23 protein-coding genes and 1 tRNA gene are annotated in these 22,822 nt (G+C 35.8%); 11 read left to right on the top strand and 13 right to left on the bottom strand.

The features are described from left to right. Nucleotides 1-147: 147 nt before the first annotated feature. Nucleotides 148-1,920 (bottom strand): hypothetical protein, encoded by a 1,773-nt coding sequence (locus NZ579_03085; protein ID MCS7298932.1) that lies wholly within the window; start codon nt 1,918-1,920, stop codon nt 148-150. Then, nucleotides 1,898-2,740, bottom strand: a complete 843-nt coding sequence (lgt, locus tag NZ579_03080) for a prolipoprotein diacylglyceryl transferase (protein ID MCS7298931.1) — start codon at nt 2,738-2,740, stop codon at nt 1,898-1,900. The genes NZ579_03085 and lgt overlap by 23 nt, the downstream gene beginning before the upstream one ends. A gap of 110 nt (nt 2,741-2,850) precedes the next feature. Here lgt and rsfS point away from each other — a divergent pair, with 110 nt between their 5' ends. Next, on the top strand, nt 2,851-3,312 hold the full coding sequence (gene rsfS, locus NZ579_03075; GenBank protein MCS7298930.1) for a ribosome silencing factor: 462 nt from the start codon (nt 2,851-2,853) through the stop codon (nt 3,310-3,312). A 30-nt stretch (nt 3,313-3,342) separates the two neighbouring features. On the opposite strand, the gene miaA is transcribed toward rsfS, so the two are convergent. After that, nucleotides 3,343-4,293 carry a tRNA (adenosine(37)-N6)-dimethylallyltransferase MiaA gene (miaA, locus tag NZ579_03070; protein MCS7298929.1) on the bottom strand — a complete coding sequence of 317 codons (951 nt, stop codon included), beginning with the start codon at nt 4,291-4,293 and terminating at the stop codon, nt 3,343-3,345. A 156-nt stretch (nt 4,294-4,449) separates the two neighbouring features. On the opposite strand from miaA, the gene NZ579_03065 reads away from it, so the two are divergent. The 6 genes from NZ579_03065 (at nt 4,450) to NZ579_03040 (ending at nt 8,058) form a co-directional block, all read left to right on the top strand. Further along, entirely contained in the window at nt 4,450-4,713 is a 264-nt protein-coding gene (locus NZ579_03065) for a 4Fe-4S binding protein (GenBank protein MCS7298928.1), read from the top strand. Nucleotides 4,714-4,721: 8 nt separating this feature from the next. Further along, nucleotides 4,722-5,783 carry a 3-methyl-2-oxobutanoate dehydrogenase subunit VorB gene (locus NZ579_03060; GenBank protein MCS7298927.1) on the top strand — a complete coding sequence of 354 codons (1,062 nt, stop codon included), beginning with the start codon at nt 4,722-4,724 and terminating at the stop codon, nt 5,781-5,783. 11 nt (nt 5,784-5,794) lie between these two features. Continuing rightward, nucleotides 5,795-6,550, top strand: a complete 756-nt coding sequence (locus NZ579_03055) for a thiamine pyrophosphate-dependent enzyme (GenBank protein MCS7298926.1) — start codon at nt 5,795-5,797, stop codon at nt 6,548-6,550. Between the two features lie 138 nt (nt 6,551-6,688). Beyond that, a tRNA-Thr gene (locus tag NZ579_03050) sits at nt 6,689-6,762 on the top strand. A gap of 15 nt (nt 6,763-6,777) precedes the next feature. After that, on the top strand, nt 6,778-6,933 hold the full coding sequence (gene rpmG / locus NZ579_03045) for a 50S ribosomal protein L33 (protein MCS7298925.1): 156 nt from the start codon (nt 6,778-6,780) through the stop codon (nt 6,931-6,933). A 3-nt stretch (nt 6,934-6,936) separates the two neighbouring features. Beyond that, complete coding sequence (locus NZ579_03040) at nt 6,937-8,058, top strand: DegT/DnrJ/EryC1/StrS family aminotransferase (GenBank protein ID MCS7298924.1); 1,122 nt, start codon at nt 6,937-6,939, stop codon at nt 8,056-8,058. 91 nt (nt 8,059-8,149) lie between these two features. Here NZ579_03040 and hisS read toward each other — a convergent pair whose 3' ends face one another. Further along, nucleotides 8,150-9,415, bottom strand: coding sequence for a histidine--tRNA ligase (gene hisS / locus NZ579_03035; protein ID MCS7298923.1), 1,266 nt, complete (start codon nt 9,413-9,415; stop codon nt 8,150-8,152). A gap of 34 nt (nt 9,416-9,449) precedes the next feature. After that, a complete protein-coding gene (lepB, locus tag NZ579_03030; protein ID MCS7298922.1) occupies nt 9,450-10,295 on the bottom strand; it encodes a signal peptidase I in 846 nt (281 codons plus the stop codon). A 192-nt stretch (nt 10,296-10,487) separates the two neighbouring features. Here lepB and NZ579_03025 point away from each other — a divergent pair, with 192 nt between their 5' ends. From NZ579_03025 to obgE, 3 genes are read left to right on the top strand one after another with little or no spacing between them, the layout of a single operon-like run. Further along, a complete protein-coding gene (locus tag NZ579_03025; GenBank protein MCS7298921.1) occupies nt 10,488-11,138 on the top strand; it encodes a hypothetical protein in 651 nt (216 codons plus the stop codon). Next, complete coding sequence (gene holA, locus NZ579_03020; protein ID MCS7298920.1) at nt 11,077-12,063, top strand: DNA polymerase III subunit delta; 987 nt, start codon at nt 11,077-11,079, stop codon at nt 12,061-12,063. The genes NZ579_03025 and holA overlap by 62 nt, the downstream gene beginning before the upstream one ends. Nucleotides 12,064-12,065: 2 nt before the next feature. Beyond that, complete coding sequence (gene obgE / locus NZ579_03015) at nt 12,066-13,106, top strand: GTPase ObgE (GenBank protein ID MCS7298919.1); 1,041 nt, start codon at nt 12,066-12,068, stop codon at nt 13,104-13,106. A 162-nt stretch (nt 13,107-13,268) separates the two neighbouring features. Here obgE and NZ579_03010 read toward each other — a convergent pair whose 3' ends face one another. Then, a complete protein-coding gene (locus NZ579_03010) occupies nt 13,269-14,405 on the bottom strand; it encodes a FecR domain-containing protein (GenBank protein ID MCS7298918.1) in 1,137 nt (378 codons plus the stop codon). Between the two features lie 215 nt (nt 14,406-14,620). Here NZ579_03010 and pta point away from each other — a divergent pair, with 215 nt between their 5' ends. Next, nucleotides 14,621-15,631 carry a phosphate acetyltransferase gene (pta, locus tag NZ579_03005; GenBank protein MCS7298917.1) on the top strand — a complete coding sequence of 337 codons (1,011 nt, stop codon included), beginning with the start codon at nt 14,621-14,623 and terminating at the stop codon, nt 15,629-15,631. Nucleotides 15,632-15,645: 14 nt separating this feature from the next. On the opposite strand, the gene NZ579_03000 is transcribed toward pta, so the two are convergent. From NZ579_03000 to NZ579_02970, 7 genes are all read right to left on the bottom strand, one after another. Continuing rightward, the gene (locus NZ579_03000; protein MCS7298916.1) at nt 15,646-16,005 is read right to left on the bottom strand and encodes a hydrogenase/urease maturation nickel metallochaperone HypA; all 360 of its coding nucleotides are present in this window, start codon (nt 16,003-16,005) and stop codon (nt 15,646-15,648) included. 10 nt (nt 16,006-16,015) lie between these two features. After that, nucleotides 16,016-17,056: a hydrogenase expression/formation protein HypE gene (gene hypE / locus NZ579_02995; protein MCS7298915.1), complete on the bottom strand. Its 1,041-nt coding sequence runs from the start codon at nt 17,054-17,056 to the stop codon at nt 16,016-16,018. Nucleotides 17,057-17,060: 4 nt separating this feature from the next. Then, on the bottom strand, nt 17,061-18,152 hold the full coding sequence (hypD, locus tag NZ579_02990) for a hydrogenase formation protein HypD (GenBank protein MCS7298914.1): 1,092 nt from the start codon (nt 18,150-18,152) through the stop codon (nt 17,061-17,063). Then, nucleotides 18,149-18,400 carry a HypC/HybG/HupF family hydrogenase formation chaperone gene (locus NZ579_02985; protein MCS7298913.1) on the bottom strand — a complete coding sequence of 84 codons (252 nt, stop codon included), beginning with the start codon at nt 18,398-18,400 and terminating at the stop codon, nt 18,149-18,151. The genes hypD and NZ579_02985 overlap by 4 nt, the downstream gene beginning before the upstream one ends. 354 nt (nt 18,401-18,754) lie before the next feature. Then, the gene (locus NZ579_02980) at nt 18,755-19,549 is read right to left on the bottom strand and encodes a hypothetical protein (GenBank protein MCS7298912.1); all 795 of its coding nucleotides are present in this window, start codon (nt 19,547-19,549) and stop codon (nt 18,755-18,757) included. A gap of 2 nt (nt 19,550-19,551) precedes the next feature. Then, a complete protein-coding gene (plsX, locus tag NZ579_02975) occupies nt 19,552-20,565 on the bottom strand; it encodes a phosphate acyltransferase PlsX (GenBank protein MCS7298911.1) in 1,014 nt (337 codons plus the stop codon). Between the two features lie 313 nt (nt 20,566-20,878). Next, a partial coding sequence (locus NZ579_02970) for a UvrD-helicase domain-containing protein (GenBank protein ID MCS7298910.1) occupies nt 20,879-22,822 on the bottom strand: 1,944 nt, incomplete at its 5' end.

Raw genomic sequence — 22,822 nt, 5'->3', positions numbered from 1 at the left:
AACAAATCTTTAAGTATGAACACAAGGTCGGAAGAAAGGTTAGCGAGAAAAGGATAATAACATACTTTATATACGAAGATGCAAAAAAGCTAGCAGAAAAGAAAGGAATAAAAGTAATATTTCCATAAAAGTAAGTTCGCAATACGCCTACCCAACGATAATCCTCTCTTTAGGAAAGACACCTATGTTTCGCTGTTGCTTTCTTGCGAGAATGGATAGAAATGTAATCAGCCCTATCTTCCCCACAAACATCATGAATATGAAAACCAACTTCGCAGGAACCGATAGATCCTTGCTAACTATACCACTACTTGTTCCAACAGTACCGAAGGCAGATGTAATCTCAAATATTATCTTCGAAAACCTCTCTTCCCTTATAATCTCGTATAGTATGAAAATACCTGTTATGAGTATAATTACTCCACCTACGAAAACCGCACTTGCTTTTATAAGAGAGTAAAAATCAATCTCTCTCTTCATTGCATAAAGGTATGGATACGACTTAAGTAATACAATAGTTGCTATAAAAAAAAGAGCAACCGTATTCATCTTAATACCACCTGCAACCGATATAGAGCCACCACCAATAAACATAAGCAGAGAGAAGAATAGATAAGTTGAATCCTTTGCTTGCGTAAAGTCAAAAGAAGCAAATCCTGCGGTTCTAAAGGATATACTGTTAAACAAAGCATCTATGAGAGGATATTTAACTTGTCTCAAGAAATGATCCCCCTCAAAAACAAAGAAAGAGAAAGTCCCAAAAACTATCAGAGTAAAATGTGTTATCAAAACTATCTTTGAGAAAAGAGATAACCCCTTGACACTCAAATCCTTTCTATGCATTATAAGGTTTAGAAATCTCTTGATCCTTGAGACTACATAGTCAAATATTTCTATCACTACAATAACACCAGTGTTTCCTAATAATATGAGATACGACAGGAACATAAGGAAGTATGGATAATTATTGAACCTAACAAGACTATCATCATAAGTTGAAAAACCCGCATTGTTTAATGCAGAAACGACATGAAACAGAGAGTAGAATATAGCCTTACCTTCATCCCTCTCTACTTCAAAGAAGTATGGATATATGAGCATTGCAACTACTATCTGCGAAGTGAACGATAATGCAAAGAATTTCAGTATGAGATTTTGAGTTTGAACTACACTACTCATCTCAAAGAATGATGCCATTCTCAACTTGAGTATAGCATCTCCTGAAAGAAGTCCGAAGAGTATCCCAACCGTTGATATGAAGATTATCAAAAGTCCTCCTGTCTGTATAGCAAGCATCAGAACAATCTGACCAAATAGAGACAGTTCTCTACCAACACTTACCGTTGAAAGCCCAGTGCAAGATATAGCCGATGTCGCTACAAAGAAGGTATCAATCAAAGGTATAGGCTCACCTGTAGCAGAAGATATAGGAAGATGAAGTAAAACCGCTACAACTATGATAAGAAAGATAGAAACTATAACAAACAGTATTGAAGGATATATGTAGAATAACCTTATCAAATCAACTAGTGTAAAAAAAGCCACTATTGAGATAAAAAACATAGGTATAATGTATCCTAGAAGAATGTCGTTATAGTTGTCTGTTTTGAGAAAGAACGAGAAGATAGATAAAAACGTTATTATGAGTAAAAGGACAGACAAAACTATCACTTGTCTTCTAACATAGTCCTTTCTACCAACCGCAAAGTACTCAAAAACTTTCGCTAGAAACTGAATTATGAAGACTGCGAGTAACAATAAGATTATACCTCTACCGTATGATGAAAATATCTCAACAACTGTTTTGTGATGTAAGAACAAGGTTGAAGAAATCAGTAAAATTATTACTAAAGAGATTGAAACAATAAATGTAGCAGTGATAAATCTCAGTATTAAATCACCTCTTTGAAACCTTATCATAAACCATAATTTTGGAAGGTATATTCTGGTTCTTGAAGTAGATAAGTAATACTACTCCAACCAACAATAGGACAAAACTCAATATCTGCCCCATGGTCATAAATCCTAGAATGTATCCTATTTGTGGATCTGGTTCTCTGAAGAATTCAGATATTATCCTGAATAATGAGTAAAATATAGCAAATAGTGAACTTCTGACACCAACTGGCATCTTCACATTTCTTGTGAAAAACATTATCAAGAATAACACTAGTCCTTCTAGAAATGCTTCGTAGAGTTGAGAAGGATGGCGCGGTAATCCTTTCGGGTCAGTTGGAAAAACCATAGCCCATGGTATTCCTTCTGCAACTCTACCATACAACTCTTGGTTTATGAAATTTCCAACCCTCCCAAGCCCTAGTCCAATCGGAACTAGAATTGAAAGAAGGTCAAGAATATCAAATGTGTTAAACCTCTTCACACCAGCATATATAGAAACTGCTACTACTACACCAATAAGACCACCATGAAATGACATTCCTCCTTCCCAGACTGCTATTATCTTATGAGGATTTTCAAGATAGTATGGTAAGTTATAGAATATCACATACCCTAACCTACCACCTAGAATAACCCCAAGAAATACAACAAATACGATGTCAAGTATATTCTCATTTGAAAGTCTTATCTTGCCCTTCTTTGACCAATAAATTAGAAAGAGATAACCTATCAAAAATCCTAAAGCATACATCGTCCCATACCAAGTAGCACCAATTGTAGTCCCAAAAAGTCCAATCTTGAAAATATACTTCTCAAAAACAGGTAATACTATATATTCCATACTTAAACCTATCATAAATGAGGTTCAAAGATTGTTTCAAAGTTGGAATTTGTTGTAAAGTAATTTCATCAATTTGATAACTGAATAGATTTTTAGTAAGATTCTATTGAATGAAAAAATCTACTAAAAACTTGAAGAACGAAGAATTAAAAGGATCCGTTTTAGAAGAGCAAACTATCAAAGAAAATACCCCCAGAAGCATCACTAAAAGACGCTCCGAGATCAAGAAAACCATCTCAAGTCAAATTACACCCAGTAAATTTGCTAATTCTATCAAAAAACTACTATCCTCAAAGAAAGCAGAAAACATTGAAGTCATAAATACTTCAAAACTTACACAAGAGTTTGACTACATGGTTATTGCTAGCGCAGACAACAAATACCATATTCAAGCACTGATTGATGAAATAATGGAGTTTATATATAAAACCAATACTCCAGTTCTCTCAAAAGACATAAACCCTGAAAGCGGATGGGTCGTTATTGACCTGTTTCATACAATTGTCCATATAATGACACCAGATTTGAGAGAATACTACTCACTTGAGAGACTCTGGAAAATTCCCAAATAGAGATTTTCATTTCAATTACTACTAATCCATCTAGAAATAACAAACAACTTGATTGAGTATTGCTTCTGCATAATGTTCTGGTCCGTAATTATTTAAGTCTACAGATATTGTTTTATCTACTATCGTATTCCTAAACAGTATAACCTGCTTTCTAGCAAATTCTCGTGTGTTTTTCTTTATCAAATTTACCATTTCTTCGTATGACAACATGCCTTTAAGAAAACTCACAACCTCCTTATACCCTATTGACGAAAGAGGATATATACTCTCACCATACCTATCAACAATCCATCTAACCTCTTCAATAAGACCTCTGCTGATCATTCTGTCAACACGATTATTGATCATCTCATACAAAACCTTCCTATCAGGTAGCAAGAAGAAGGATAGTATCTTATGCGGAGACGGAGATGTAAGCTTTTTGTGGAGTTCAGAGAATTTAACCCCAGTTATCTTGAAAACCTCTAGAGCCCTAACTATTCGCTTTAGATCATTCTTGCTTATCTTGTATGAATACTCACTGTCAATCTCCCTCAAGATGTTGTAAAGAAATTCAACTCCTCTCTCTTTGGCAATCCTATATAATTCTTCCCTTATTCTATGATCAGCACTAGGTCCATCAAATATACCTACCTTGACAGATTTGTAATAAAGACCGGTTCCCCCCACCAAAATTCCTAACTTACCCTCCCTCTTTAATCTACTCACAATCTCATCAAAATGTTTTCTAAACTCACCAGCACTAAACCTTCCTTCATCAGGTTCTAAAATATCTATAAGATGGTAATTAAATTCTCTTCTGTATTCAGTCTCAATCTTGCTAGTACCTACGTCAAAGTATCTATACACTTGCATTGAGTCACACGAGATTATCTCTGAATGAATTCCTTTTTTCTGAAGATATCTTGCTAAAAGATGAGCAATAATACTCTTTCCTACCGCTGTAGGTCCAACTATGGCTATAACATCCACATCCCTCACAATATTTGATGATAAAGGAATATGAAAAACAAAATCTTCTTTTTCATCAAAATAAAAACTTGATAAGGTTAATTTTTATGCGATTTTATCGGTTTTTTTGATGGTGCTTGACTTTTTATAATTAACTACTTTACTATACCTCCACAAGAGGTTTTTATGGAAAGAATAGTGAAAGACAAGATTATCTCAACCTTCATAGAGGTGATACCTGAAAGGTGTAAAGGATGTCTTCTCTGTGTCTACGAATGTCCTGAAAATGTCATAGATGTGAGTGGTAAATTCAATTCAAAGGGATGGATATATGTTGAACCAACATTCAATGAGAAATGCACTGGTTGTAAGAAGTGTGCTGCTGTATGTCCTGACCTAGCGATAAGAGTATATATGGGTCAGGAAGTTATTGCTGGACCTATAGATTAGGAGGTTGTATGAAACAATTTGTAAAAGGAAATGATGCACTTTCTGAAGCAGCAATAATTGCAGGTTGCAGGCATTACTTCGGATACCCCATAACTCCCCAAAACGAGATAACCGCATATATGGCTAGAAGGATGAAAGAAGTTGGAGGAGTTTTTATCCAAGCAGAAAGTGAAACTGCGGCTATAAACATGGTTTTCGGTGCTGCCGCAACTGGTGTTAGAACAATGACTACAACATCATCACCTGGTTTTAGTCTTATGCAGGAAGGTGTATCATACCTTGCTGCAGGACACTTGCCGTGTGTTATTGCTAATATAATGAGAGGAGGACCAGGTCTTGGTAATATAGCAGGAGCACAGGGTGATTACTTTCAAGCAGTTAAAGGCGGAGGACATGGTGATTATAAGCTAATTGTTTTGACACCAGCATATGTCCAAGAAATGATTGACTTTACAATACTTGGATTTGATCTTGCAGACAAATATCTAATACCCGTCTTAATACTTGTTGATGGGATAGTAGGTCAAATGGTTGAACCAGCAGAGTTCCCCCAAAATTATGTTCCAAAGGTGTATGATAAACCATGGGCTCTAACAGGGGCAAAAGGAAGACCCAAAAATGTTGTCAGAACACTATGGCTTGATGATAACGGTGTTGAACTTAACAATATTAGACTTCAGCAGAAATACGCGAGGATAAAGGCAGAGTTTGTGATGTATGAGGAATACATGACAGAAGATGCGGAGGTTATACTTGTCGCTTACGGAACACCAGCTAGAATATGTAAAGCAATAACTAAAAAGATGAGAGAAGAAGGAAGAAAAGTAGGAACATTTAGAATACAATCTGCTTTCCCATTCCCAGAATATAGGCTTATGGAACTAGCACTACAAAAACATCTCAAAGGATTTTTAGTAGTTGAGATGAGTGCAGGACAGATGGTTGAAGATGTAAGGCTATCTGTTAAAGATTATAAACCTGTTTATTTTTACGGGAGGATGGGTGGAGCATTACCTGAAGAAAAAAGCATCGTTGAGCATACTTTGGAAATTTTAAGAATAAAAGTTTAAGGAGGTATTTTATGGAACTAAAACTTATCTTTGATAAACCTAAAACGATGACAGATGCGAAGACACACTATTGCCCAGGTTGTGGTCATGGTGTGGTTCATAGATTGATTGCAGAGGTGATTGATGAACTTGGAATAAGAGAAAGAACAGTTGGAATAGCACCCGTTGGATGTGCAGTTAACGCTTATGAATACTGGGATATAGATATGTGTGAAGCAGCACACGGTAGAGTCGGTGCAGTCGCTACTGGCATAAAGAGATCAAGACCAGAATTAATAGTCTTTGGATACCAAGGTGATGGTGATCTTGCCGCGATAGGGCTTGCTGAAACATTACACGCAGCAAACAGAGGAGAGAATATTACCATCATATTCATAAACAACGCAACGTATGGAATGACTGGAGGTCAAACAGCACCAACAACCTTACCAGGACAGATAACACGAACTTCACCCAATGGAAGAGACCCTTCAAATGAAGGCTACCCTATGAGAATAGCAGAAATGATAGCATTCCTTGAAGCACCAGTATATGTTGAGAGAACTGAAGTTACATCAACAGAAACAATCTTCAAAACTAAACAAGCAATAAAGAAGGCTTTCAAACTACAAATGGAAAACAAAGGATACACTTTCGTTGAAATTCTCAGTGGTTGTCCGAATGAATGGCATCTCAACCCAGTTGAAGCCAACAAATGGATAGAGAGTGAGATGACAAAGTTCTTTCCGCTCGGAGTTTACAAAGATAAGTATCCTAACATAAAGTAATACTCAATTTGATTACAAATTGAGTCTGCTACACTTCCAGAACAGAAAGAATACAAACAACATAATAGATTCTTTAAAATTCCGATTTCATAAAACTTTGAAATAATCAGTTTAAGGCTTTTATAATTTTTATTGTAAGCCCAGGTAGCTCAGTAGGTTAGAGCACTTCCTTGGTAAGGAAGAGGTCGTCGGTTCGAGTCCGATCCTGGGCTCATTAGGAGAAAAACATGGCTACTGATGTTATATCTATGGTCTGTCAAGAATGTAAGAGTAAGAATTATTACACAAGAAAGTCTAAAAAGATACAAAGAGAAAAGTTAGAGTTGAAAAAATACTGCCCCAAGTGTAATAAAAGAACTATTCATAAGGAAGGCAAAGCATAAAAAATGAATGTTCCACTTCTTGACCTCACCCGTGAGTATAAACTCATTAGACGGAGATTTATAAGGGAAGTTGAAGAAGTATTTGATACTCAATCCTTCATACTAGGTAAGAATGTAAAACAACTTGAAGAAGGTTTGAAAAGTTATCTCAACGTTCATGATGTAATTGGAGTTTCTTCTGGAACTGATGCACTACTCATCTCTCTTATGGCAATAGACATAAGACCAGAAGATGAAGTTATAGTTCCATCATTTACATTCTACGCAACTGCAAGCAGTGTTGCAAGGCTATACGCTAAACCAGTATTTGCTGACATTGAACTAGAAACTTATAATATTTCAACAGAAGAAATCAGTAAGAAAATTTCACCTAAAACGAAAGCAATAATCCCAGTTCATCTGTATGGATGTCCATCAGAAATTGACACAATATCTCAGATTGCAAAGGAATACAATGCTAAAGTCATTGAAGACAATGCTCAGGCAATAGGTGCAGAGTATAAAGGAATAAAAACAGGTACTTTCGGAATAACAGGATGTATATCATTCTATCCTACCAAGAACCTTGGTGGCGCTGGAGACGGTGGTGCAGTCTCAACTAATGACCCAGATATAGCCCGAAAGGTCAGAATGTTAAGAGTTCACGGTTCCGAGAAGCGCTATTACCATGATTATCTAGGAATTAATGGAAGACTTGATGAAATACAAGCTTTATACATAAGGATAAGAATGGAAAGACTGGAACAAAACAACAACGAAAGAAGAGAGATTGCAAGAAAATATAATACCATCCTTGAGGACCTGCAAAACAAGGAACTCATATTCCTTCCTAAAGAACCCAAATACGCAAAACATGTTTACCACCAATATACAATCAGAATACCCAAATACAGAGATAAACTAAGATCATTTCTAGCAGAAAGTGGTATAGGTAGCGAAATATACTATCCTCTACCTCTACATCTTCAGAAATGTTTCTCCTACCTAGGATACAAGGAAGGAGATCTTCCAAACTCTGAAAAATCATCAAAAGAAGTTCTATCGCTCCCCATCTTCCCAGGTCTAAAGGACAAAGAAATAGAATACGTTACCGAAAAGATCAAAGAGTTCTTTAGAAAACTCTAGCAGACTTAATTGTCAACTTCTAGTAAAAGTCAAACAATTATTCTAGCCTACCCTACTTGCTCTCCATTGCTTCAGCTTGAATTAATCCATTCTATGATGAAATGTTAGTTATTATGTAATTAACTAAACCATCTAGCGAGACTGAAGTTTGCTCTCCAGTGTCCATATCTTTGATTGAAACTTTATTCTCTTTAACCTCATTCTCGCCTATTACAACGACTAACTTTGCTCCTAGCCTGTTTGCAAATTTGAATTGCTTACTTATACTACCTAGATAGGACAACAGATTTGATATCAAACCATTGCTTCTTAGTATTTTCACAACCTTGAAAGCATACTCAACTTCATTACCAGAAATCGTACATACTGCAACGGTTTTTGAATAGTTAGGCTTTCTAACCTCCTTCAGGGCTAGCATAGTTCTCTCAATACCCATAGCAAAACCAAAAGCAGGTACATTCGGTCCCCCAAATTCAGAAACCAGACCATTATACCTACCACCCCCTGCAATCGCATTTTGAGACCCAATACCTTGATACCTCACTTCAAAAACATTCCTAGTATAGTAGTCAAGTCCTCTAACCAAAGACTCATCAATCCTATACCTTATCCCTAACCTTGAAACATATCTTTCAAGAGTGTCAAGGTGAAAACGACATACATCACAAATACTACTGGTTATCTTTGTTGCCTCTTTCAATAATGTCTGACACTTTTCATTCTTACAATCAAAAACCCTCAAGATATTTTTCTCTCTTCTCTGCTTACAATCATCACAAAACTCATTATAGTGAGTATCAAAGAATATCTCAAGTTCTCTTTTGTAATTCGGGCTACATACATCACACCCTACACTGTTTATCACTAGTTCGCTTCTCTCAACTAGTCCAAGTTCAAAGAGTATATCAAAAACTAAAGACACAACCTCAACATCAATAATTGGATCATCCACACCAAACCACTCAACTCCAACTTGATGAAACTGTCTCAACCTACCTGCCTGAGGACGCTCTGCCCTAAACATAGGGCCTACATAAAATACCTTTTGAAACCTTGGTTCATTTATAAGATTGTTTTCAAGAAGCGCTCTAACAACCGATGCAGTACCTTCTGGTCTTAAAGTTACGCTTCTACCTCCCCTATCCTCAAACGAAAACATCTCCTTCCTTACTATATCACTTCCCTCACCGATGCCCCTTACAAAAAGTTCGGTCCTCTCAAGAATTGGTGTCTTCAACTCATTAAAACCATACAGAACAGAATACTTTCTAAATACACTCTCTATCAACTCAAAGTAGGTCAAATCCTCTCCAAAAATATCAAGAAATCCTCTCAATCTTGAAAATCTCTCATCCATAAAACCAAATTATAACAAATGCTTACCAAACTCTTCAAAGTCCCCCGACCCTGTCAGGAGGCCAAAACCTTAAAACTCCCTTTCCTACTACTAACTCAATAGGAACAAGTCCCCAGTATCTACTATCACTACTCTCATCTCTATTATCCCCCATAGTAAAGTAATAGCCCTCAGGTATCTTGTTTTGCTTCAAGGAAGACAAAATTTCCTGTACATCGTTGAAGTAGTCTAGATTAGGCAGATATTGCTCTGGAACACCTTGAGACATTAACAAAAGTCTTGAACTACCATCGTAAATATAGTACAAGTTTGATATATGGAAATTTCTAATCACTCCATCCTCAAAATTCACCTCACTCCTAGACCTAGTAATCCAACTCACACCGTCTATACTCTCTCTGTAATATGTCCATCCATTCTGTTTGTCTATAACCTCTCTTTCAATCGGCTTCCCGTTTATGTAGATTTGATTGCTTATAATATCTACCTTGTCTCCTGGTATCCCAATCACTCTCTTGACAAAATACTTTGGTTCATTGTCAATATTTATTACAGAAAAAGTCAGTAGTGTGACTATCTCTCTGAAGAAACCCGGAGACCTGTAGGTAGGATTTTTGAAGACAATTATATCTCCCCTTTGCGGTGTATAAAACCCGGGTGTCTTCAAATTAACTATCGGGAAGTTTATACCGTAAGTTGGTTTTATAACGACTATCCTATCACCTACCATAATAGTAGGTATCATTGAACCGGTTGGTATAGCAAATGCCTCAAGAAGCAGTAGTCTTATCACAAAAGCAATCAAATAAGCCTCACCAACTACTCTTAAGTTGTCAATAATGATTTCCTTAAGAGTCTTCTTCTTTTTATCATCACCCATAATAGCTCCTAACTTGAGTTATGGTTAAGTATAAACAAGATATACAACTCTTTTTCAATTTTATCAACAGCATTCAAAAATGGTATCAAAGAAATTACTGTTTTAGCAAGGTTTTTTGTTATAATTATCATTAGGAGAGTAAAATCGTAATATATTGTATATACCTTTAACTATTTATTTTGAGGAAGAAAAATGAGGATCATTACTTGCTTTCTAATACTCAGTTTATCTCTACTATTAGGATGCTGGGGAGAGTCAAATGTTAGATTTGAGTCTGGAAATATTGAAGAAAAGATGGAGAAGAGTAGAGTAAAGTTGATAATAAAAAACTTCAACCTTATAGATACCAAATACCAATCATACTTTATAAACTTGGTCAGAGAATACTTCCTAAAAAACACAGATATTGTAGTTGATGATGAGAATTATGAACACTTAATTGACTTTGAGATTTTAGACTTTAATTTCATTATTGCTCCAGATGGTAATTCAAACAAGGCTAGGTTTGACTTAATAGGGAGTGTAAGTATTACTTCTCTTGACAATAAGGTAATACTATCAAATCATAGTTTTTCATACACATTCGCTACGAATATAAACAACGAGGTTTTGAATGAACCTTTCAGTAGAAGTGTAGTCATAGACAGTCTCAATACCAAGTTTTTTGACATCACAGCTCTAAACTTTGTATATTTTGTATCAACTGGTTGGAAAGGAGACTATGGTTATTACACAATCAAGGACGGAATAATTCAAAGGATCTTCGGAGGTGATGGAACAAATGAACAAGGCACATCCAAAAGAACAAATAAACGGAATATTCCTACTATTGGGGGAGAATAACTTTGAAAAGGATATTTTCATCTCCAAACTCATATCCGAATTCTCAAAAGGGAAACCTATTGACATTCATAAAATTAACTATGATGAAGGATCAATAGAGAGTTTTATAAAAATAACTCAAACACCATCCTTATTCTCAAATGAAAGGGCCGTAATCTTAAGAGAATTAGACAAAAATTTACTCAAAACTGAAAAGGAGATGTTAATCAACCTGATACGCACATTCAAGGACACAACAACTCTTGTTATAATTACATCAAATTTATCTCCATATAGGTTTGACAAACAAATATCAACATCAATAGAGAACTCTGGTGGAACTGTAAAGGTATTCTGGAAAGTTTTTGACAATGAACTACCTAGATACATATCTAGCATATTGACTAAATACAACATCCAACCATCAAACGAACTCATAAACACTCTGATTGAAAGAAACGGTCAGAATATAGATGGGATTGTTGACGATGTGAAACACATAAAAGGTTACTTCCAACCCAACGAACTTATACCTAGTGATAAGGCTATAAGTGTGCTTTCAGAAAAATCAAGTGAAGGTAATATATTTGACTTACTCAGTTCTCTTGTAAAAAACGAAAAGCATAGAGCAATTATGTTGCTAAACCATATACTAGAAAAGGGAGAGGATATATTCGCTATAGGTAAGTTAATCTATTCTCAACTATACAAACTTGTAAGGGTCAAAAAATTACTAAAATCAAATACTCCAGATAGTGAAATAACAAAACAACTTGACATATCAACATTTGAACTTAACAACTTGAAAAGGATATCAAATAGCGTTGATGAAAATAAGATAAAGACACTAATCCAGTTTGTTTTAGATATTGAAAAAGCAATAAGAATGGGCAATGATAGTATAATACTCTCAAGTGTTGAGAGTTTTATAATAAAGAGGCTCTAGATATGTTTAAAGATATTGTAAAGATCAAGGTTATAGCAGGGAGAGGAGGTGACGGTTGCGTCTCTTTTAGAAGAGAAAAGTATGTTCCTAGAGGGGGCCCTGACGGTGGAGATGGAGGGAGAGGTGGTAATTGCATCATCGTTGTAAATCCTAATCTCTCTACCCTTTCACACATACTTGAAGGACAAGTTTTTAAGGCTGGTGATGGTGAGAATGGTTCTGGACGTAAAAAGCACGGAGCGGACGGAGAGGATGTAGTGATAGAGGTTCCAAGAGGCACTCAAGTTATTGATGAGGAAACTGGAAAACTAATAGTAGATATGAAAGACATTGATAATTTTGTAATAGCAAGAGGTGGTAGAGGAGGGCTCGGGAATTGGCACTTCAGAAGTCCAACAAATCAAGCACCAACTCAATTTACAAAAGGTGAAAAAGGTGAAGAGAAAAGACTAATACTTGACCTAAAACTAATAGCAGACGTTGGACTTGTTGGATACCCAAACGCAGGTAAGTCTTCTATCATTAGAAAACTTACGAGCGCAACACCAAAAGTCGCAGATTATCCCTTCACAACTCTAGAACCAGTACTAGGAGTGATACCTTACCAAGACAAAAGAATAGTAGTAGCAGACATACCAGGCATAATACAAAACGCTCATCTAGGTGCTGGACTCGGACTTGAATTTTTAAAACACATAGAAAGAACGAAGTTTATAATTCTTGTCCTAGACATCACAGATAAACCAGAAGAAAAAACTAAAGTCATACTAAAGGAGTTGAAGAGTTATAACAAGCCCCTTGTGAATAAAATCAAATTTGCCGTTCTAAATAAGATTGACTTACTCTCTCAAGAAGAGAGAAATAATGTAGATATAGTTATAGAACTTGTCAAAGAAGAACTACCAAAGAAGAAGTTTGATTTTTTGCTAGTATCAGCATTAACAGGAGAGGGAATACCAAACCTGAAAGGCAAGATCATAAACATGTTTTCAGAAAATCATTCAAGAGAAATACCTAAAAGTAATAAAAAATCAACCAAGTAGATTTTTCTTGAATTTAAACTTCTATTTTAGCATTTTCAAAGAACATTTAGCATACCGAAGAGAAAAGCCTTGATTGAAACATAGAAATTTATTTGCTATTTCACAACTTACTGTTAATACAACGGTTGAAGATAGGTTGAGCCTCTAGAGTTTAATTCCACACTATTCTATCTTATTTATTCCTTTTCTCTTAATTATTATCTTGGTTTTCTTGTTAAATCTTATCTCTTCCCTGTACAAAATAGTATCTCTACTTTTAATTGTTATAGTATATGTCTTGTTTTTCTCAAGAAATCTCTTTGAGTCCCCCTTGCTTAAAGCGACGTCATTCACAAATACTGCTAGATCTTCTGCAGTTGGATCTAAAATAAATGATACCTCAACTGAATTAGCAAGGTCTACTATCATATCTTCAGAAACAGACTTGTTGATAAGTTCCAACTTACTCTTATCAGCATCTTTGGTAGTTAGCTTTACACCTTTTGAAACTTCACTAACAGTTTTGGAAAGTTCAGACACAAGATTATCAATATTTGACAAGTCTTGTGAGGATAAAGAACTTTTTACTTTTTCATCAACTTTATTCTGATCCGCTTTGCTAACATCAATCTGTTTTCCACTTTCAACATCAACCTCAGATATCCCTTCTAGTAGAACTAATTTTTCTCTTTGCTCTGGTGAGAGTCCCGTAAATATATCTCCAACAGCTTTTGACCTTATACTTGAAGCAACTTTTCCATCTGAAACTATCAAGGTGGTTTTATCGTTATCTGATGATACCATAAATTTAGTCCCTCTCACCAACGCTAATCCTGTTGAGGTTCTTATCCTAATGTTTTCATTATTCAACTTCTTAACTAGTGATACTATAGAGCCTTTAACTAAACTAAATATATTCTCTTGCTTATCTTGATTCTGAATTACACCTGCTATTGACAAAGATGTATTTTCTAATATTTTTAACGCAACACCATTCCCAACCTGTATCACACACTCAGAATTAGGTCCTGTAATTATTGTATCCCCTCCCCTCAATACATCTCCAACTTCAACACCAAAAATATCACTACCTCTCAATGCTTTCACATCTCCAACAGATACTGATACCATCACTTGTATCTTACTTGGATCTCCTATCGTAGTAGTTAATGAAGTATCTTCTTTAAACACAGACTGTATCAGAATAGGAACTATAACTATAAGACCAATAACCAATATGGTAATCACACCTAATATTATTATCCTCCTCTGAAGGAAAAATCCTACTCCTTCCTCAGAAACACCAGAAGATTTTATCATTATATTTCTCCCACTACAATATATTTTAATTATGTTTTGAAATCCATTTCAAAATTCACAGATTAGCAACAATATATCAACAGATCACAAAATTCACAACTAGGAGCAGATTCTCCTTATAAGGAAGTTGTAATTCATTGTTGGTCTTGATTGTTATAATGAGAGTTCGTAGTTCTTTTGATTATAATTCTTTAAAACCTAGAGAGGTAGAAGGTATGATTGATTTTGTTGATGAAATTAGGTCAAAACTTGAAGGAATGGATGGAAGTATAGTTTTTCCAGAGGCTTATGACCAAAGAGTTCTCAAAGCGGCAGATATGCTAACACGAGAGAAATTCAACTTGAAGATAATCCTTCTAGGAAATCCAGACGAACTTTCCAATATCGCATCAGAAAACAATATTGATATATCAAAATTTGAGATTATCAACTGGAAGAACTCCGAACTCATTGAAGAATTCTCAGAGGAATTCTTTGAACTCAGAAAACATAAAGGTGTTTCAAAAGATGACTGCCACAACTACATCTCAAACGATGTTAATGCCTTCGGTGCGATGATGGTAAGAAAAGGACTTGCTGATGGAATGGTATCAGGTAGTATGAGCCCAACTGCTGATGTTATAAGAGCGGCGATATGGATTGTTCAGCCGAAGAAAGGAATAAAAACTGTATCAAGTTTTTTCGTTATGGTGTCAAATGATGAAAGTATAGGAGATAGTGGTAGAGTTATATTCTCTGACTGTGCCTTTGTAGTTGATCCAACTCCAGAACAGTTATCTGATATTACTATAAACGCCGCAGGTGCTGCAAAGTTTTTCCTAAACTCAGAACCTATGGTAGCATTACTATCATACTCTACCTTCGGTAGCGGTTCTGGAAATTCCGTAGATAGGGTAAGGCAAGCAGTTAAGATACTCAAGGATAGAGGTGTTGACTTCAAGTTTGACGGAGAGATGCAGTTTGATGCTGCAATTTCACCTTCCGTTGCTAGTATAAAGTGTCCAGACTCAGAGGTTGGAGGTAAGGCTAACACTTTCATATTCCCAAACCTAGATTCTGGTAACATAGGCTATAAGATAGCACAGAGAATAGGTAAGATGAAAGCTTACGGTCCCGTATTAGTTGGTCTCAACAAGCCAATAAACGACCTCTCAAGAGGTTGTTCAGCAGAAGATATATATGTCACATCACTTATGACACTGCTTCAAGTAAAATCACATATATAGTATCTTACATCTTTCTAGAGCCTAGCTTCCGCTATATCAACATCAATATAATCCACTGTTATCCGTTCTTCGGCAGACACATAAGTGTTCTGACTGCCGCAACTATCACAGATGTAATTGTGAATATCTGCATAAAATATATTTCCACAGTCATTACAGACTATGGGGATCTGAATAAAATCTATATCTACTTCCATACCATCGGCAACAGTTCCCTCTGAATAGTTCTTAAGATGGAATTTGAATGACTCTAAACTTATATCTTCGGTGTCGTATATGGTTATCTTAGCTTTCAGGACCTTCGCAGCATTGTTTGATTTTGCTTCTTTTAGTATCAACTCTAGAGTGTCTTTAGCAAGTAAAGATTCATGCATAAACTACCTCCTAACATATTCTTGGTAATTGTTCTCCACTTAACATATCAAGAAGACGATTACTACCTATCAAAGACTTCATTATTACCTTGCCAGAGTTATCAGAAGTAACTTTTCCAATAACCCTTGCCTCTGTGCCAGAAGTATTAGATATTATACTAACTGCTCTTTCAGCATAATTTTCAGGAACTATTGATATAAATCTACCTTCATTCGCAACATAGAGAGGATCAAGACCGAGTATCTCACAAATTGCTTTCACCTCCTCCACCACTGGAATACTCTCCTCATATATGTAAATACCAAACCCGGATGACCTAGATATCTCATTCAAAGCACTTACAAGCCCTCCTCTTGTCAAGTCTCTTAGGCAGTGTATTTCAATACCTTCAGAAAGTAGATTTGAAACAGGAGTCCAAAGTTCATCACAATCACTCTCCAGTGTTGTATCAAGTTCTATCCCTTCCCTCAAAGCCATTATCGCACTACCATGCCTACCAATATCACCACTCAATACAATTACATCTCCTTCTTTAACACTCCTTGGAGATATATTCAAATTATGTTCAATCACCCCTATACCTGCCGTGTTTATGTATATACCATCGCCTTTACCTTTATTAACTACCTTCGTATCACCAGTCACAACTTTAACACCAACTTTTTGAGATGCCTGATGTACTGACTGAAGGATTCTATTTAGTTTTTCCATCTCAAATCCCTCTTCAATTATAAGTCCTAAAGACAGAAACATAGGTCTAGCACCACACATAGCAAGGTCATTTACAGTTCCATTAACAGCCAACTTACCTATGTCTCCTCCTGGAAAGAATAAAGGACTTATAACAAAAGAGTCGGTTGAAAATGCTATCTTCTGTGAAGGAAGTTGTAATATTGCTCCATCGTGCAATTCATCAAGATACTCGTTTGATAAAATAGGCTTAAAGACTCTCTCTATGAGATTATTCATCAACCTTCCACCACCCCCGTGAGCCATCCTTATCCTCTCATTGCTTTGAGTATTTGTTGGAGAAGGGCAATCAAAGTTCATAAGACTACACCTTATTTAATTTGTAGTTATAATAAGCAGCACAAGCACCTTCCGATGAAACCATAGGAGCACCAAGAGGATGTTCAGGAGTACATAGTGTTCCAAAGGCTTTGCACTCGTAAGGCTTCTTAACACCCTGTAGAACCAATCCACTTATACACTCCTCCGGCTCTGAAGATTGAATATGATCTAGATTGAACTTCTTATTCGCATCGTATTCTTCATAGTTCTTCTTTATTCCAAGCCCACTACTTGAAATACCACCTATACCCCTCCAGGTTCTGTCAACAACCTCAAAAACCTCTTTTATGATGTTTTGAGCGTATATATTACCCTCTCTCCTAACAGACCTAGTGTATTGATTCTCAACTTCATACCTACCTTCTTCAAGTTGTTTAACCACCATCAAAACACCCTGTAGTATATCAAGAGGTTCAAAACCAGTTACAACAATAGGAACCTTATACTTCTTCGCTATCGGTTCATATTCAGTGTATCCCATTACAGTGCAAACATGCCCAGCAGCAAGAAAACCATTTACCCTATTATTTGGAGATTTGAGTATAGACTCAATAGCAGGTGGAACCAAAACATGAGATACAAGCACAGAAAAGTTCTTCACACCCATCTTCTTCGCTTGATATATAGCCATAGCATTTGCTGGGGCAGTAGTCTCAAAACCAACTCCAAAAAATACAACCTCCTTGTCAGGATTGTTTATAGCAATCTTCAGAGCATCAATTGGAGAATAAACAACCCTTACATCTCCTCCTTCCTCCCTCACTGCAAACAGATCTTTATTTGACCCCGGAACTCTCAACATATCCCCAAATGAACAGAATATAACATCCTTCATTGACGCTATCGCTATCGCTTTGTCAATAATCTCAATAGGCGTAACACAAACAGGACAACCCGGCCCATGAATGAATGTAATGTTTTTAGGTAAAACTTCATCAATGTTAAACCTTATTATAGTATGCGTCTGTCCCCCACAAACTTCCATTATCATCCAATGTCCCTTCGTAATCTTCCAAATCTCATCTATGTATTTTTTCGCAATATCAGAATTTCTGTATTCATCAACATACTTCATACATTCTCTCCTAATTGTTCTGAAACCTTTCCCATCTCATCAAGATACTTGAAGACACTCATAGCCTCGTCCTCGTTCAGTCTGCTTATTGCAAAACCTACATGAACTATAACATAATCACCTATCTTAACATCAGGCACATACTCCAAACAAACATCTTTCTTAACACCACCAAAATCCACCTTCCCCACCAACGGACTTGAATCATACCTTATCTCAACAACTTTACCAGGCACACCTAAACACATATCTCCAACCTCTTGCTATTAAGAATGAAACATCATACCCAAACCTAACAATATTCAGATAAAACCCTATATTTATTATAGGAATTAGTAAGATCTGTTCCACTCCAAGTAATTAGTTAGACCGTATAAATTATCCTAAACTCTTCAGTAAGCCTAAAATTTTCAAAAAATCCTTCAGAAAATCCTTACGACTATTAGAAAAGTGATAAACGGTGCAATTACAGTAATGAGTTTCATGGTACTGTATCGCTAGACCTAAAATATCAAAAACAAACCTATTCCTATCAATTTAGACCCCAAGGATAAAGGACAATGAATATATGGTTTTGATTACCTAAATATTGCTACTCGTTGTTAAAACAAGTTACCGATGTATTCAATCTTTATAATTCTTTCAAAGGATGGTAGGAATGAATAGTTTAGTATTAACGAAAGACCTAATGACCTTGTTGGAGAGAACTTGAATTCCGAGAAAACTGATGAATTTGTGATCCTTTCGGATGAAAGGAAGAGATTATCAACTCCAAAAGATATTGTGAATACTTCTGAAAACTTTACATAAGTGGATAAGAACAGAGCGGTATTTATCACATTCACATCGCCTACTGGTAGTATGGGGAATTTGGCACCGAAGACCAAATCTGAATAACTATTAAAAACCGACTTGTATCTTATGGACATCGGTAGATGAACTCCATAAAGCGTTTTGCTATAATAATCAGGTGAAAACGCCCTACCAGGAAGACCGTAAGAGAAACTATCAATCGCAACCGATAAGGAGAAAGAATTCATCTCATTTATTATATTCAGTTTCATAGAAGCGAGAGGTATATTCATCGTAATAGGAGAGTTTCCTATGATACCTTGAATATCCTCAACAATTCCAACAGTTAGAAATTCCCAGAGCCCAACATAAAGTTTTAGTAGGACACTACCCTGTGAATACACGATAAAGTCTATCTTGAACATACCTCTTGAGAGTGTGTATGGAGTTTGGTTTGGCCCTACTGAATACTCGTAGGTATAGGTTGGCTTGAAACTCACAACGGATTCTTCTATGACTATCTTTTTACTTCCCTTCACTTCCTCTGCAAGTGAAAAAAACCCAGATAGAATGAATAAGTTTATTATGATAAGTCTAAACAACATCCTTATACTTCTCCAGCCTCACTTATAATTTTCTGAATCTTTTCCTGAAGGTTTAATTTTGAAGTGCTTGCAGAGTAAAATATGCCACTCTTTATACTTTTTGCGTTTGAAGCACCGTGACCTATGAAAACATTACCATTAACTCCGAGTAAAGCAGCAGCACCATATTCACTTGCATCAGTCTTCTTTCTAAACTTCTTAAGTGCTAACTTCATCAAAGCACCAAGTATGAAACCATACCACTTTGACATTATCTCCTGTTTCATAAGTTTTGACAATGCTTTACTTGCGCCTTCCGAAGATTTAAGAACGATATTTCCAGTGAAACCATCCGTTACAATTACATCAACATCTCCAAGGAATATATCATTACCCTCAACATTACCTATGAAATCTTTACCAAGCTTTTCAGACATTAGCTCTCTCGCTTTTCTAACAACTTCTGTTCCCTTGTAATCTTCTTCACCTATGTTGAGTAAGCCTACTTTAGGGCTAAAAGTTCTAAGGACGTTTTCAACAAATACCTTTCCCATTACCCCAAAAATGAAATAATCCCTAGGTTCAAGTTCTACGCTAGCACCCACATCAAGTAATACTCTAAAACCATACATTGAAGGTATAACAGTTGCTAGAGCAGGCTTTGAGACACCATCAATCCTACCAAGTTTCAAAACAGAACTCACAACAACCGCACCAGTGTTGCCAGGAGAGAAGAAAGCATCAACTTTATTGTCCTTAAGCAAGGACAAAGCAACCATTATTGAAGAATCCTTCTTCCTTCTACTAGCGCTAAAAGGTTCATCCGTCATATCAATCACTTCGGTAGCATTAACTATATCAAACTTTGCTTTCTTCAAAACTCTCTTCGGATATTTCTTTAATTCTTCTTTTATTAAGTCCTCCTTACCAACCATCACAACATTTATATCCTTACTAAGACTAGCCTTTAAGCATCCTTTCACCGCTTCACCTATTCCCTTCTCCGTTCCCATAACATCAACTGCTACCGACGGCATAATTCCTCCTGAATAACGACTATAATATATACATAACAGACCTAGATTTTCAAATAGAACAGATACCAATTGATGAGTTACAGAATTTGAGATTAAAGAAGAGTATCTATCTTCACTTGAACATAACTACTCACTACAAAACCTAAACGCTACATATTTGTTAAAGCAAATTATACATCCATATCAGATAAAGTGATCACACCTATTTGAAACATTTTAAAGTTTTCAGAAAGTCTTTAAGACTCTTTGAAAACCGAAATTTCACAAACTCTTGACACAAAAATCTTTACTAAATTACTTAATAAGTGTAGTTCTAATATCTCCTTATCCTTATCACATCACTAGGTAGTTCATCAATAAACCTTGAGACTGAAACAACGGAGTGTTTCATACTACCAACTCTTATGTATCTGCTTGAAGTTATATATAACTTTGATTTTGCTCTCGTTACGCCGACATAAAAAAGCCTTCTCTCCTCGTCTAGAAGTGAAAGATTATGTGTATTCTTGAAGTGTGGTAGAATCCCATCTATAGCACCGAATATAAAAACCACCGGAAACTCAAGACCTTTGGAAACATGTAGTGTCATGAGAGATACACAATTCTCTTTTTCATCAACTTCATCAGAATTTGTCATCAAAGTCGCACTATTTATAAACTCTTCCAAGGTTTTACCCCCACTGTCCTCAAAGTCCATTATTGACCTCAAAAGTTCTTGAACATTTTCTACCCTCTCATCGTAGTTTTCATAAGTCTGCTGAAGATATTTGTAATACTCTATATCACTTATCAAGTTTGAAACTCTCTCTGATACACTCAAACTATCATCTTTCAATGATCTTATTGAACTCACAAAACCTCTTAAATCCTGTTTTATATCACCTCCATCTATCATCTCTTCAATACTTTGAAGCAAATCTTTACCATTCTTGATTGAGTAATCAATAATCTTATTGACAGTAACCTCACCTACCCCTCTTCTAGGAACATTTACTATCCTTGAGAAACTAACATAATCTTTATGGTTTATAGCAAATTTAAGGTATGCTAGGATATCCTTTATCTCAATCCTCTCATAGAAACTGACACCAGAGTAAATTCTGTATGGTATATTCCTCTTAACAAGATCTTCTTCAAGTATCCTTGACAAATAATTCGCACGGTAGAGTATAGCAATGTCATTATAATTGTGCCCGTTAGAGACAAGGTCTTCTATTTCATCCATAACAATCCTTGATTCTCTTGCTTGATCATAGGTTTCTATGAATACAGGAATACTACTACTTCTACCTATGCCTCTTATTACCTTCTCTTTCCTTCTATACATCATGTTTGATGCAACATAATTAGAAAGTGATATTATTTCGTCCGTTGATCTATAGTTTGTCTTAAGTATAACAACTTTGCAATTTTTGAAATCTTTATCAAAGTTTCTTATGTTCTCAACGCTAGCACCACGCCAGCCATAAATAGACTGGTCATCATCACCAACAACACATATATTCTCATGCTCGTTAAGTATAAGTTTTATAAACTCATATTGGATAGGATCAGTGTCTTGAAATTCATCAATCATCAAATACTTCCATCTGTTTTTATACATTTCTCTAACTTCTTCATCCTTCTTTAGTAGTTTGTAAGGTAATACTATCAGATCAGTAAAATCAACAGCATTATTCTTTCTGAGTTCCCCTTCATACATATTCGCAAGTTCCTTTATACTATCACCAAAGAAGTTTGACGGATTATAACCATACCTTATTTCATTGATAATATCAAGAACTTTCTCGGGTGACAATTCATTGAAAGAAACCTTCTTGAGTATTGATTTCAGAAGCCTCATCTGATCATCACTGTCATATACTATGAAATTCTCTTTTAAACCTAACTTCTGATAATTCTCCTTCACAATAGAAAGACCTAGAGAGTGAAATGTTTTTATCCACCAGTTTGAAGTAAATTTAGAACTCGTGAGACTAACTATTCTACTTTTCATCTCCCCCGCTGCCTTGTTTGTAAATGTAACACACAGTATCTCGCTAGGTAGAGCCTTACCTGTCAAGACTATGTAAGAGAAACGATAGGTGATAACTCTAGTCTTACCAGAACCGGGACCTGCTATAACAAGTAGAGGACCTTCTGTTGTTGTTACCGCTTCCTTCTGTTCTTGATCCAAATCATTAAGAAGAGACTCCAGTAGTGATGCTTTCATAGAAACATTATTTATGTTCCAAACTACCTCTTTCAAAACACCAAT

The sequence above is a fragment of the Spirochaetota bacterium genome, assembly GCA_025061835.1.
GTDB lineage: Bacteria > Spirochaetota > Brevinematia > DTOW01 > DTOW01 > SKYB106.
The sequence above is the reverse complement of the archived record's forward strand: the minus strand, read 5'-3'. Positions and strand labels throughout refer to the sequence as shown.

Bases quoted from the DNA above. Each gene is read 5' to 3' on its own strand.
- plsX (MCS7298911.1), bottom strand. From the start codon at position 20,565: ATGCCGTCGGTAGCAGTTGATGTTATGGGAACGGAGAAGGGAATAGGT.
- NZ579_03025 (MCS7298921.1), top strand. From the start codon at position 10,488: ATGAGGATCATTACTTGCTTTCTAATACTCAGTTTATCTCTACTATTA.
- pta (MCS7298917.1), top strand. From the start codon at position 14,621: ATGATTGATTTTGTTGATGAAATTAGGTCAAAACTTGAAGGAATGGAT.
- hypE (MCS7298915.1), bottom strand. From the start codon at position 17,056: ATGAACTTTGATTGCCCTTCTCCAACAAATACTCAAAGCAATGAGAGG.
- NZ579_02980 (MCS7298912.1), bottom strand. From the start codon at position 19,549: ATGTTGTTTAGACTTATCATAATAAACTTATTCATTCTATCTGGGTTT.
- NZ579_03000 (MCS7298916.1), bottom strand. From the start codon at position 16,005: ATGCATGAATCTTTACTTGCTAAAGACACTCTAGAGTTGATACTAAAA.
- hypD (MCS7298914.1), bottom strand. From the start codon at position 18,152: ATGAAGTATGTTGATGAATACAGAAATTCTGATATTGCGAAAAAATAC.
- lepB (MCS7298922.1), bottom strand. From the start codon at position 10,295: ATGGGTGATGATAAAAAGAAGAAGACTCTTAAGGAAATCATTATTGAC.
- NZ579_03055 (MCS7298926.1), top strand. From the start codon at position 5,795: ATGGAACTAAAACTTATCTTTGATAAACCTAAAACGATGACAGATGCG.
- NZ579_03085 (MCS7298932.1), bottom strand. From the start codon at position 1,920: ATGATAAGGTTTCAAAGAGGTGATTTAATACTGAGATTTATCACTGCT.
- holA (MCS7298920.1), top strand. From the start codon at position 11,077: ATGAACAAGGCACATCCAAAAGAACAAATAAACGGAATATTCCTACTA.
- hisS (MCS7298923.1), bottom strand. From the start codon at position 9,415: ATGGATGAGAGATTTTCAAGATTGAGAGGATTTCTTGATATTTTTGGA.
- obgE (MCS7298919.1), top strand. From the start codon at position 12,066: ATGTTTAAAGATATTGTAAAGATCAAGGTTATAGCAGGGAGAGGAGGT.
- NZ579_03010 (MCS7298918.1), bottom strand. From the start codon at position 14,405: ATGATAAAATCTTCTGGTGTTTCTGAGGAAGGAGTAGGATTTTTCCTT.
- NZ579_03060 (MCS7298927.1), top strand. From the start codon at position 4,722: ATGAAACAATTTGTAAAAGGAAATGATGCACTTTCTGAAGCAGCAATA.
- lgt (MCS7298931.1), bottom strand. From the start codon at position 2,740: ATGGAATATATAGTATTACCTGTTTTTGAGAAGTATATTTTCAAGATT.
- rpmG (MCS7298925.1), top strand. From the start codon at position 6,778: ATGGCTACTGATGTTATATCTATGGTCTGTCAAGAATGTAAGAGTAAG.
- rsfS (MCS7298930.1), top strand. From the start codon at position 2,851: ATGAAAAAATCTACTAAAAACTTGAAGAACGAAGAATTAAAAGGATCC.
- NZ579_03065 (MCS7298928.1), top strand. From the start codon at position 4,450: ATGGAAAGAATAGTGAAAGACAAGATTATCTCAACCTTCATAGAGGTG.
- NZ579_03040 (MCS7298924.1), top strand. From the start codon at position 6,937: ATGAATGTTCCACTTCTTGACCTCACCCGTGAGTATAAACTCATTAGA.
- NZ579_02985 (MCS7298913.1), bottom strand. From the start codon at position 18,400: ATGTGTTTAGGTGTGCCTGGTAAAGTTGTTGAGATAAGGTATGATTCA.